This window comes from Corynebacterium sp. MSK047 (genome assembly GCF_030232285.1).
Taxonomy (GTDB): domain Bacteria; phylum Actinomycetota; class Actinomycetes; order Mycobacteriales; family Mycobacteriaceae; genus Corynebacterium; species Corynebacterium jeikeium_D.
In genome coordinates this window covers 26,552-37,983 of sequence record NZ_JASPJI010000024.1, presented here as the reverse complement: position 1 = coordinate 37,983, position 11,432 = coordinate 26,552, and the positions used below count along the sequence as shown (strand labels likewise).

The window sequence follows — 11,432 nt, the reverse complement described above, 5'->3', positions numbered from 1 at the left end:
GCTACCGACGCGTGCTGCTTGACCTACGCAACCAGGGCTGGGTGGTCAACCACAAACTCGTCTACAAGCTCATGCGCGAGATGGGGCTGCGAGCCAAGATCCGCCAACGTAGACCTTATGTTTCCTACACCGGGACGATCAGCCACATTGCCGACAACAAGCTTGACCGCAAATTCACCCCAGATAAGCCAAATACCGTCTTTGTCAGCGACGCCACCGAGTTTAGAATCGCAGGCCGCAAGGTCTATCTGTCACCGGTGATGGACTTGTTCGACCGTTCAATCGTCGCTCACATTGTGGCTACATCGCCGTCGACAGCGTTGACCACCGATTCTTTGCCCAAGGTGATCGCGGCGTGGGCACCTGAACCCGGGTGGATGATGCACACCGATCAAGGTTTCCAGTACCAGCATGCCTCGTGGCGTGACCTGATCGGCGACAACGGTGGTGTTCAGTCGATGTCGCGTAAAGCCAACTGTTACGACAACGCGGTCATGGAGAACTTCTTCGGCCACGTGAAAACCGAGATGTACCACGGAGAAGTCTTCGACACGGTCGCAGAGTTCAACCAGGCGATCGATGAGTACATCGGGTGGTACAACACCGAACGCGTCCAACAACGACTCAAGGGCCTGACCCCGATGCAATATCGAAATCAGACCCTTGAAGCCCTAACCGCCTAGAGTTAAACCAGTCCAACTTTCGGGGACCAGTTCACCTCGGATCCCCGCGGGGCTTTTTCTGCCCCTCACCCTTTCACTTTTGCTTTAGGTAAGGGTAAGTTAACTCCCACTATGACCTCGAACCCAGTTACCCTGAACACTCCGACGAACACTTCCGCCTACCGCGCGGCCTTTTCTGACCACCTACTCTTGGCCGCCCCTTCTGAACCGCACCATCGAATCATCCGCGCCACTGTTTATGACGTCAGCGCCCCGGCAGAAAACCTGCAGAGGATTGTCATCCGCTCCCCCGAGCTAGTCGGCTTTCAGCTTTCCGGCCCGGACGAATTCTTTGGCCTCTTTATGCCGGCTAAGCCCGGCGAGAATCTCCATTTACCCCTCCACGGAGGTGGCGCCAATATCCGCGCAAGCGTTACAGCCATGCCGGAGACCCAACGCCCAAATTTACGTTGGTACACCGTACGCTCACTCGATCCCGAGTGCGGACAGATAACTTTCGACGTGGCGACACATGGCGTCAAAAATCCAAAGGATGAGCACGTCGGACCAGGGCTCGCCTGGGCTCTTGCAACTCGTGTTGGCGACCAGGTAGGCATCTGGACATGCCAGGGCCTCTGGCACCGCGCGCAAAGTTCACAAACACTTATCGCAGACCCATCTGCCGTACCTTCCGTTCGCGCCATTTTGGATTACGCGGATGCGTTTGCCCCGGAACAGTTGCGCGACATACACCTCGTAGTGGTCGCCGAGAACCATGGTGACCTCGAGCCATCCCTCGTCGCCGACTGGGAGAGCAAGCTGGGCAGCCTAGAAGTGCTGTTTAGCGCTACAACGGACTTCAGCACGGCAGTGATGTCCCACCTACAGCAACTGGACCGTGCCGAACACCCCGCAACACAGTCGAAGTACGTCTGGGTCGCGGGTGAAGGACAGCTCTGCAAGGAAGTACGGCGCCACGCAATTCACACCTGGGGCCTCAATAGCGAATCCGTGCAGTGGTGCCCCTATTGGTTCCTAGGCAGGGCACGGCCTTAATTAGCCACAATCCCTCGCGGCACAATAATCGGAGCCATACCGCGGGGATCTTCCCACACCTCGGCATTCAGGCCATATGCCTCGCGCAACACATCCACCGTCAGAGCCTCCTTTGGAGAACCCTCGGCGATCTTTTCCCCTTCCTTCATGACGATCATCTCGTCGCTAAAAGCTCCCGCCAGGCCAAGATCATGAAGTACGGTAATCACCGTCTTGCCCTCTTGAGCGAGCTCCCGCACGATACTTAGAATCTCTATCGCATGTGCCGGATCTAGGTAGGTAGTCGGTTCGTCCAACAGCACAATTGGCGTATCCTGCGCCAACACCATCGCCATCCAGACCCGCTGCCGCTGGCCGCCAGAAAGCTCCGCCACGTCGCGGGCAACAAGATGGTCAACCTTCGTCTTCTTCAGCGCCTCGCGCACTTTTTCTTTATCTTCTGACGCCGTCGCTCCCCCACCCCAGAGCGATCGACGATAAGGGTGCCGTCCGCGCTCCACAAGTTCTCCAACGGTCAATCCCGCCGGACACAGCGGGTGTTGTGGCAAAAGCGCAATTAGTTGGGCGGCTTCGCGCGACCGCAAACTATGCACGTCCTTTTTCTCTACAAGAACCCGTCCTTCGGCGGGAGCAAGCAGCCGAGAAAGCGTCTTGAGCAACGTCGACTTGCCACAACCATTGGGGCCTAAGAGCGTGGTGACCTTCCCGGGCTCTGCAGTGAAAGACACGTCCTTAACAATGCTTGGGCCGTCGTTGTAGCCCACGGTGACGTGATCAACTTGAACGTTCATTGAACCATTCCTTTCAGAGTTCCGCGACGGGCCGCCAACCACACAAGCAACACCAACGCGGGGCCACCGATGATGGCGGTAACCAAACCCACAGGGGATGTAAATGGCAGTGCGCCCGCCACGACGGCGCACGCAGCTAATAGAGCAGCGCCTGCAAAAGTAGAGCACAACGGATGGGGCGTGGGCGTTCCGGCCACCAGCTTGGCCAGCTGAGGAGCCAATAGTGCCACGAATCCAATTGGGCCGACAAAGGAAACCACCACCGCGACAATGCCCGTTGCGGCAATGAGCAAAATAGCGCGCACCCTCGTGACATTTACCCCAAGTGTGGACGCGGTGGCGTCATCATGAGAAAGAAGAGGGACATCGCGCGTAACACAAAGGCCTAAAACTACGAAGGGCAACAGGCCCAACACCATAGGAAACAAAGCTTCCATACGCACAAAGCCGGTAGACCCAGCGAGCCAAGTTTGGGCATCCGTGGCACGAGTTAAGTCAGCCCGGAGCAGGAGATACTGCACTAAAGACTGCGTGAGGAAAGACAGTGCCAGGCCGATGACCACTACGCGCTGCGACGTCCCGAAGCCACCGAGTAGAACGAGCAAACCAACGATCACTAGTGCGCCAAGCAAAGCGAGTGCAGCACGCCACCAGAACGTCGGCACCCCCTCACTCCATGCAGGGCGGGTAACTACGGTGCCCGCCACAACCAAAACCGCCGCGCCGCCGGATACACCGAGAATGTCCGGGCTGGCCAGCGGATTGCGGGCCATGGTCTGAGTCCACGCACCTGCCAGCCCTAGAGCCGCGCCGACCAGAACGGTAGCGATTGCTACAGGCAGGCGGAGATCCCACACCACGTTGATTGCTTGCTGTGTGCCCCCACCGGTGAGAACCTCGATGACTTCCATCGGGCTGAGCTTCACCGCTCCTTGCCCCAGGATTAAGCAGTAACAAAGAGCCGCTATGAGGGCGAACCCTGCCGAAGCCGCCAGGACGCGTCTGCTTCGTGAACGCTTAATACTACGGATAGACGTCATATCGCTCATATCGTCAGCTCCGAGTCATTCGAGGTCGGTGAACTCTTCTTACGTCGCACCGCCAGAATCATCACTGGGGCACCGACAATAGCTAAGACAATGGACATTTCCAGCTCGTTAGGCTGCAGGACGAAGCGGCCCACAATATCGGCTAGCAACACAGCCGCGCCACCAACAATGCCGGTCGGCAGCAAGAGGCGAGTCAGGGACGGGCCGGTAAACGGGCGTAGTAGGTGTGGCACGGCGAAGCCCACGAATGTCACAAGCCCCACAGTGGCTGTCGCCGAGCCGGCGAGGATGATCACCGCTGCGGCAGCCAACAAGCGGGTTCTCGTGGGCGAGCTGCCAAGGGAACGGGCGGAGTCCTCTCCCATCGCAAGTAGATCCAGCGGGCGTGCTGCAAGCGCACCACATAGAGCACCTAGTGCTAGACCTAAAGCAGCTAAGGCCACGTCTTCCATACCCCGCCCAGCTGTAGAGCCAACGGTCCAGCGGCGGAGCCCTTCCAGGGTGTCGGAAGAATAGAGGCTCAGCATATTCGTGGCCGCTTGCAGGGCGAAGGTAACTCCCACGCCCACGAGTACCAGAGTTAGCGGGTTACGCGATACGCGGGAAATCAACAGCACGATTAAGGCAGCGACGGCCGCCCCGACGAGCCCTACAAGTGTCCGCTCCCCGACCGTCGTTGCCCAGCCCAAGGTCAGTGCCGCAGCGACTGCGAAACTTGCTCCAGCGTTCACGCCGATAATGCCGGGATCTGCCAGGGGGTTGCGGGTCCAGCTCTGAGCAATGGCACCCGCCATAGCCAGGGCTGCGCCTGTGATCACAGCCAAGAGGGTGCGCGGAACGCGCAAGTCCCAAATGATGCCGGATTGCGTAGATGGGTGCGGACCATGCATGAGGATGCTGGTCACTTCGCCAATGGAAAGATCTTTGGAACCCAAGTACAGGGAGGCAAGCAGCAGCAAAGCCAAGCCAACGAGTGCGGCCGAAGTAAGCAAACGCCGGGAAAACACCAAAGAATGTCGAGTTCTTGAAACGGACACTTTCAATTAAATTGCGTCAGAGAACTTGTCGACTGCCCAGGGGATGGTCAATGGGTTCGGCATACTCATTGCATTGCCCACGTTTTCGTCCATCCAGCGGACCTTGCCTTCGCGAACAACGTCCAGCTTGCTGAATGTTGGATCCTTCTTCAAGGTATCGGCGGCACCCTGGTAATCAAGGATGAAGAGGTAATCGACGTTGTTGAGGTCGCTGTAGTTCTCAGGTGCGATGTCGCGGTAGAACTCGCCCCCGTTACCTTCGAGCTCCTTCGGGATCTCGAAGCCCAGACTCTTGATAAACTGCCCGCGACCGTCACCGGAGGTGTACAGGCCGATCTTTCCCTGATAAGGCATGACGATAGCCGCACGCTTGCCTTTGAGCTCAGGGTGCTGCTGTTGGAAATCATCGAAGGCCTTCTGCGTTTCTTCGACGAGTTTGTCGCCTTCTTCTTGCTTGTCTACAGCGCCGGCGATCTGGTTGACCTGATCCCGCCAGGGGATCTGCCAGTCCGTGGCACCGTCTGGCTTAACGGTGGTTGGGGCGATGTCATTAAGCGCCTTCTTCGCCTGCGCGTCTACGGCAGAGTTCACCGCAATGATCTTGTCCGGATCAGCGGCGGAGATCTTCTCCAGGATTTCAGCAGTGAATCCGTTGGCAGTACCGTAAACCACTTCAGGCTTGTTGTCGCCGAGCTTTTCGGTAGCCCATGGGCCGACGCCAGATGCATCAACATCTCCCTCAGCACCCCAGGGCGCTACGAGGACTGGTTGGATGCCTAGAGCGAGCAAGGTATCGCTGTCTCCCAGGCCAACTGCGGCGATGCGCTCGTCCCCGGTGCCCTCATTTTTTGACGCCGCCGCGTCGTCGCCTCGGGAGCAACCAGACAGAACAAGAGTGGATGCTGCCAAGACAGCGGCGGTCTTCAGCGCCGCTCGACGGGTCAGCGAATTGTTTCGAAACATGTGAAAACCTAACGCGTAAGGAACTCTTTGAAACGCTGTAAAGTACCCGTAGCCCCAAGAGACTGATGGCCTCTTTCGGCTACGGCCAACACAGCAATCGAGCCTATATTACACAGGTAAGGCTAACCACACAACAGGCTACCCTAAATTAGTCCGCTTCCTGCTCGGCCGCTACCGACTCCATCGCCGCCCTGGCCACCGTCGCCACGCTGGCCACCCTAGCCACCCTGGCCACTGTCACCGCCCTGGCCACCCTAGCCACCCTGGCTCTCAATGCCGAGATGCTCGCGCTATTGCAACTCGTGGCACCAACTGTCGGAAAAGTTGCACTTCGAAGGTCGAAATGTCGCTAGAACGGGAATCTGTCAGCACAGGCGCGCCTCCGAATCTTGCGACAATTCCCTGACCTGCAGTTTTGCGGAGCTGCAAATCAGTGTCTTTAACGCATTCCCGTTCTAGCGACATTCACCCCTGCTAGCGCCCCAAATACGGCGCCGTCGGCCACGCATTCCCGGTCTAGCGACATCTGCACATCCTCACGCCGCCAAATAGGGCGCCGGCGCCTCCCGTGACGCAATCCCCCAGCACTGCGCTCGCACAATCTCACATTCCGCTGGCGCTGCAGCCAAGCGGAAAGCGTGGGCGTCAATAAGAAAAAATAGGCCCCCTACCGCAACAATGTGAACTGCTCCCCATTAGTTGGACTGAGAAATCAGTTACCGACTAGTGGGGAGTAGTTGTCATTGAGAGCACGAAGTTCGCTAAGTGCCGAGGCTTAACTTTTTACGCTTTTAAGTACTGCGGTTAACTACTTGCCCGCGACCAACAGCTCCGCAATCTGGATGGTATTGAGCGCAGCGCCCTTACGCAGATTGTCGCCAGAGACAACCATCACCAGGCCACGCCCCTCCGGAACCGACTGATCGACACGGATACGACCCACCAGGGACTCATCCACACCAGCGGCAGCAAGCGGATTCGGAACGTCGACGACCTTCACGCCCGGCGCGGACTCCAGCAGCTCAGTAGCCTTCTCCACGGACAGAGCATTCTCAAACTCAGCGTGAATCACCAACGTGTGGCCAGTGAACACCGGAACACGCACACAAGTACCAGCAACAGCCAGCTCAGGGATAGACAGAATCTTGCGGGACTCATTGCGAAGCTTCTGCTCCTCATCGGTCTCCAGCGAACCATCATCAACAAAGTTGCCGGCCACCGGCAGCGCGTTGAAAGCAATCGGTGCGACGTACGGACCAAAGTCCTCCGCAACCAGAGCCGAACCATCAGTGGTCAGCTTCTCCAGGTTGTCGATGTTCTCGCGCACCTGGCCAGCCAGAGTATTCACGCCAGCAAGGCCCGAACCCGAGACGGCCTGGTAGGAGGACACACGCAGACGCTGCAACCCGGCCTCGTCGTGAAGCGGCTTGAGCACCGGCATCGCGGCCATCGTGGTGCAGTTCGGATTAGCGACGATACCCTTCGGGATGTCCTGCAAAGCATCCGGGTTGACCTCGGAGACCACCAACGGGACCTCCGGATCCTTACGCCACGCCGACGAGTTATCAACAACAACAGCGCCAGCAGCCGCAAAACGCGGAGCCTGCTCCTTCGACAGCGTGCCGCCAGCGGAGAACACCGCGACATCAATGCCCTTCAGATCCTCGTCAGAAGTAGCCGCGACATCCTCGACAACAATCTTCTCGCCGCGGAACTCCAACTCCTTGCCCGCACTACGAGCAGAAGCGAAAAAACGAACCTTATCGGCCGGGAAATTACGCTCCGCCAACAGAGTGCGCATCACGCGGCCAACCTGGCCAGTGGCACCAACAACAGCAATCGTGGTCATGAAAACTCCTTAGCGTCCCGTACCAGCGTAAACAACAGCCTCAGTGTCGCCACCGAGATTGAAAGCGTCGTGCAGGGCCTTCACGGACTTGTCGACATCCTGGTCATTAACCAGCACCGAGATACGAATCTCAGAAGTGGAAATCAGGTCGATATTCACACCCTCATCAGCGAGCGCCTCACAGAACGTCGCAGTCACGCCCGGGTGGGACTTCATGCCAGCACCGACCAAGGAGACCTTGCCCACGTGATCGTCGTAAAGCACGTCCTTCCAGTCATTGTCAGCCTGCAGCTTCTTCAGCAACGCCATCGCCTTCGGAGCATCCTCGCGCGGGCACGTGAAAGTAATGTCAGTGCGGTTATCCGCGACGGTGGAGACGTTCTGCAGCACCATATCGATGTTGATCTCCGCATCCGCAACAGCACGGAACATCTTCGCCGCCTGGCCCGGATCATCCGGAATGCCCAGCACGGTCACCTTCGCCTCGGAGCGGTCATGCGCCACACCGGTCAACACTGCTTCTTCCATAGGGATATCCTCCATCGATCCATCAACAAGGGTGCCAAGTTCATTGCTATACGACGAACGCACACGCAACGGGACGTTAAACGCGCGGGCGTATTCGACACTTCGCAGCTGCAAAATCTTCGCGCCAACCGCGGCCATCTCCAGCATCTCCTCGAAGGAAATGGTGTCCAAGCGCTGTGCATCCGGCACAATGCGCGGATCCGCCGTGTACACGCCATCCACGTCGGAGTAAATCTCGCAGACGTCTGCCTCCAGAGCTGCCGCGAGAGCGACCGCAGTGGTATCCGAGCCACCACGACCCAGCGTAGTGACGTCCTTGGTCTCGCGGTTCACACCCTGGAAACCGGCAACCAGGCAAATATGGCCCTCATCGAGAGCCTCGCGGACACGGCCCGGAGTGACCTCGACAATGCGGGCGTTACCGTGGCGCTCCGTGGTAATTACGCCGGCCTGCGAACCGGTAAAAGAACGGGCCGAGGCGCCGAGGCTTGCGATTGCCATAGCGACCAGCGCATTGGAAATACGCTCACCGGCGGTCAGGAGCATGTCCATCTCGCGTCCCGGCGGGACCGGGTTGACCTGCTCAGCGAGGTCCAGAAGCTCATCGGTGGTGTCGCCCATTGCCGAGCAGACAACCACGACGTCATTGCCCTGCTTTTTGGTTTCCACAATTCGTTCTGCAACACGACGAATGCGTTCGGCGCTCTCCAGGGATGAACCACCGTACTTCTGCACAACCAGTGCCATGGTCGGCAACCTCCAAAAACTAGGCAACTATATGCACGTAACTATTATTGACTCAATTTACTTGAGTCGCATTCGTAATTACATAGTGGGTTACCAAAACGTAGCTTGCGGGGGTTGTGTGGAGGGTTTGGATCGGGTTGCGTGGGGGTTTGCGGGGTATCGTGGCCGGTTTTCGGGTGTGGGTTAGATGTTTGGGGTATTTGGGGTGTGGATTGGGCGCGACTGCGCGGCGAGGGTGTGACGGCTGGGGTGTTTGGGGCGTTTGGGGTGTCGGTTGGGTGTGGATCGGACGCTGCTGCGGGCTGCAAATGTGAAACTGACTAAGTTTATGACAAAAACAGGCCATAAAATGCCTCGAAACTGTCATAAACCTAGTCAGTAACTCTCGGTACTGTGCCAGGAACTCCGGGCTCAGTCAGCTCCACTCCCTAACTCCCCGGCCCGAGCTCAGTCAGCTTCTTGGCCGAACCAGCTAATTCCCGAGGCGCTGCGGGCACCAACCACTGCCCCGCCCAACCCCTGCGAAGTGGACATGACAAGTGTTGCATGCCTAGCATTCCCTACGTGAACAATGACCTTCTCGCTGCGATACTGGCACTGCTGTCCGCACTCAGCATCGCGTGGGGAACCGTCATCCGCCACAACCTCTCCGGAACACTGGAAGAGGGCACCAGCACACTTCGCGGAGTGGCGAAGACCCTGAAGCTGCCGCGCTGGTGGCTGGGCTCGGGCCTGGCGATTGCCGGGTATGTATTTCAGGTCGCGGCGTTGGCATTTGGCACGTTGCTCCTGGTGCAGCCGTTGTTGGTCATGAAGCTGATGCTCACGCTCCCGCTGGCGGCGAAGGTCAACGGTCGGCGGATTTCGCGGTCAGAGATGATCTGGTCCGTGGCGCTTACTTTTGCGGTGGCGACGCTGGTGTTGCTCGGCAAGCCGACTGCCGGCTCCACCGATATCCCCACCTACCTGTGGGGATGGGCTCTCGCCGTCGGTGGCGTGGTCACCTGCGGGCTTTACGCCGCTGCAGTTCAGTGGCCCAACACCGGCACCGGCGCCGGCGGCGGCTCAGACACCAAACAGCGCGGAGTGCTGCGCCAGAACCCGAAGGCCCTACTGCTCGGCACGGCAACCGGCTGGCTGTACGGCTTCGTCGCGTTGCTGTCTAAGTCGGTGGTCGATACTTATGTCAATGACGGGCTCGTCCAGCTCCTGCTCTCCTGGGAACTCTGGCTGCTTGTGGCACTGGCGGTTATTGGCGTCGGCCTGCAGCAGGCGGCTTTTAACGCGGGGCCGTTGCAGGCTTCGCTGCCAGCTATGACCGTCGTGGAACCGATCGTTGCCTTCAGCTTGGGATACATCGTTCTTGGTGAGCGCTTCCAGGCAGTTGGTGTGCAATGGGTAGCGCTGTTTATCGCACTGGTAACCATGATTTCTGCCACTATTGCCCTGGCGGCTCGGCCGGCAGAGGCCACCTCCACAAGCGCCGCAAGCGCCCCAAGCACCGCAAACACCGACACCCCAAGCACCGCAAGCACGGCAAACACCGACGCCCCAAGCACCGAAATCACCACCACAGACTCCACCGATGCCGCCGCGCGGTAAGTAGAGTTCAACTCTCCCGGGCCGCATGACATAAATTGGTATTTGCACTTATTAAGTCGTTAGCGATTTGTCGGCCTGGCTATCCCTGCCCGGGAACTGTCCCTGGTGAGAAAGACCCGTGGCCGCTATGCACAAGGTCACCAAAGGTAGGACTCGATGGGGCGTCATTCCCATTCCAAGCGGGCAACTTCCAAGCGGGCAACCACCCATTCCAAGCGGGCAACCAACACCAAAGCAAAGCCCCAAAAAGGCAAGAAGCTCAACTCGAACACCATCATCGCCCTGCTGTTGATCATTGGTGGTTTGGGAGTGCTGCTGTACCCGGTTGTCGCAACTCAGTGGAACAACTTCCTGCAGGCCCGCGCCGCAGATGAGTACTCCAAGCTGGAGAAATCCGCTCCTCCTGAGGTCTTGGACACCGCCTGGAACGAGGCCCACGAGTACAACGCCAGCCTCGGCGAGGTCAATCCCGGCGATGCCTGGACCACCTCCGATGACGAGTCCTCCCCGGAGTACCAGCGCTACCGCCACTACCTCGACGTGCTTGGCGAGACCGACGCGCTCGGTCGCATCGTCATCCCGTCCATCAACTCTGACCTGCCCATTTTCCACGGCACGTCGGAGAAATCGCTTTCGCGCGGTGTCGGTCACCTCTATGGCACCGACTTCCCGGTCGGCGGCGTGGGCGAGGGTGAGGGTCGTCACGCGTCGCTGTCCGCGCATACGGGTCTGCAGAATGCGACGCTGTGGGACAACCTCGACAAGGTCAAAAAGGGCGACGCGTTCTACATCGCAGTCGCGGGTCATAAGTTGAAGTATGAGGTCCACGACGTAGCCGTCGTAAAGCCGGATGAAACCGATGCTTTACGACGCGTCCCCGGAGAAGACCTAATCACCCTGATTACGTGCACGCCTTACGGCATTAACACGCACCGCCTGCTGGTGACGGGGCACCAGGTGCCGATGGATCCTGACGAGGAATCCGTGTTCGACGGCAGCGGTTCGCAGTGGCAGTGGTGGATGTGGGCCATCCTGGCGGCAGCGGCGGTGATCATTGCGCTGCTGATTTGGTGGCTGCGGAAGCTCTCGCGCGATGGCAAGGGCGAACCGGAGGCCGAGCGCGAGAGCGACGAGGCGGAGGATTAGGC

Annotated in this window: 10 protein-coding genes; 4 read left to right on the top strand and 6 right to left on the bottom strand. The window is 58.8% G+C overall.

Annotated features, from left to right (window positions below; all coding sequences use genetic code 11):
* Both QP981_RS09715 and QP981_RS09710 read left to right on the top strand, forming a co-directional pair.
* A partial coding sequence (locus tag QP981_RS09715; protein WP_284857924.1) for an IS3 family transposase occupies positions 1-683 on the top strand: 683 nt, incomplete at its 5' end.
* 111 nt (positions 684-794) lie between these two features.
* Positions 795-1,718, top strand: coding sequence for a siderophore-interacting protein (locus tag QP981_RS09710; protein ID WP_016421889.1), 924 nt, complete (start codon positions 795-797; stop codon positions 1,716-1,718).
* On the opposite strand, the gene QP981_RS09705 is transcribed toward QP981_RS09710, so the two are convergent.
* From QP981_RS09705 to QP981_RS09680, 6 genes are all read right to left on the bottom strand, one after another.
* Positions 1,715-2,509, bottom strand: coding sequence for an ABC transporter ATP-binding protein (locus QP981_RS09705; protein ID WP_016421888.1), 795 nt, complete (start codon positions 2,507-2,509; stop codon positions 1,715-1,717). The genes QP981_RS09710 and QP981_RS09705 overlap by 4 nt on opposite strands.
* Entirely contained in the window at positions 2,506-3,558 is a 1,053-nt protein-coding gene (locus QP981_RS09700; protein ID WP_016421887.1) for a FecCD family ABC transporter permease, read from the bottom strand. The genes QP981_RS09705 and QP981_RS09700 overlap by 4 nt, the downstream gene beginning before the upstream one ends.
* A complete protein-coding gene (locus QP981_RS09695; protein WP_222865141.1) occupies positions 3,555-4,550 on the bottom strand; it encodes a FecCD family ABC transporter permease in 996 nt (331 codons plus the stop codon). The genes QP981_RS09700 and QP981_RS09695 overlap by 4 nt, the downstream gene beginning before the upstream one ends.
* Positions 4,551-4,601: 51 nt before the next feature.
* Positions 4,602-5,558: an iron-siderophore ABC transporter substrate-binding protein gene (locus QP981_RS09690; RefSeq protein ID WP_016421885.1), complete on the bottom strand. Its 957-nt coding sequence runs from the start codon at positions 5,556-5,558 to the stop codon at positions 4,602-4,604.
* 808 nt (positions 5,559-6,366) lie between these two features.
* Positions 6,367-7,407, bottom strand: coding sequence for an aspartate-semialdehyde dehydrogenase (locus QP981_RS09685; RefSeq protein WP_284857925.1), 1,041 nt, complete (start codon positions 7,405-7,407; stop codon positions 6,367-6,369).
* 9 nt (positions 7,408-7,416) lie between these two features.
* Complete coding sequence (locus QP981_RS09680) at positions 7,417-8,682, bottom strand: aspartate kinase (RefSeq protein ID WP_048733180.1); 1,266 nt, start codon at positions 8,680-8,682, stop codon at positions 7,417-7,419.
* Positions 8,683-9,246: 564 nt separating this feature from the next.
* On the opposite strand from QP981_RS09680, the gene QP981_RS09675 reads away from it, so the two are divergent.
* Positions 9,247-10,284: a DMT family transporter gene (locus tag QP981_RS09675; RefSeq protein ID WP_187406652.1), complete on the top strand. Its 1,038-nt coding sequence runs from the start codon at positions 9,247-9,249 to the stop codon at positions 10,282-10,284.
* 156 nt (positions 10,285-10,440) lie between these two features.
* Complete coding sequence (locus QP981_RS09670) at positions 10,441-11,430, top strand: class C sortase (RefSeq protein ID WP_284857926.1); 990 nt, start codon at positions 10,441-10,443, stop codon at positions 11,428-11,430.
* The last annotated feature ends 2 nt before the right edge of the window (positions 11,431-11,432 follow it).

What these genes read in the sequence shown, in the direction of transcription:
- QP981_RS09710 (WP_016421889.1), top strand. Translation starts at nt 795, where the DNA reads ATGACCTCGAACCCAGTTACCCTGAACACTCCGACGAACACTTCCGCC.
- QP981_RS09705 (WP_016421888.1), bottom strand. Translation starts at nt 2,509, where the DNA reads ATGAACGTTCAAGTTGATCACGTCACCGTGGGCTACAACGACGGCCCA.
- QP981_RS09700 (WP_016421887.1), bottom strand. Translation starts at nt 3,558, where the DNA reads ATGAGCGATATGACGTCTATCCGTAGTATTAAGCGTTCACGAAGCAGA.
- QP981_RS09690 (WP_016421885.1), bottom strand. Translation starts at nt 5,558, where the DNA reads ATGTTTCGAAACAATTCGCTGACCCGTCGAGCGGCGCTGAAGACCGCC.
- QP981_RS09685 (WP_284857925.1), bottom strand. Translation starts at nt 7,407, where the DNA reads ATGACCACGATTGCTGTTGTTGGTGCCACTGGCCAGGTTGGCCGCGTG.
- QP981_RS09680 (WP_048733180.1), bottom strand. Translation starts at nt 8,682, where the DNA reads ATGGCACTGGTTGTGCAGAAGTACGGTGGTTCATCCCTGGAGAGCGCC.
- QP981_RS09670 (WP_284857926.1), top strand. Translation starts at nt 10,441, where the DNA reads ATGGGGCGTCATTCCCATTCCAAGCGGGCAACTTCCAAGCGGGCAACC.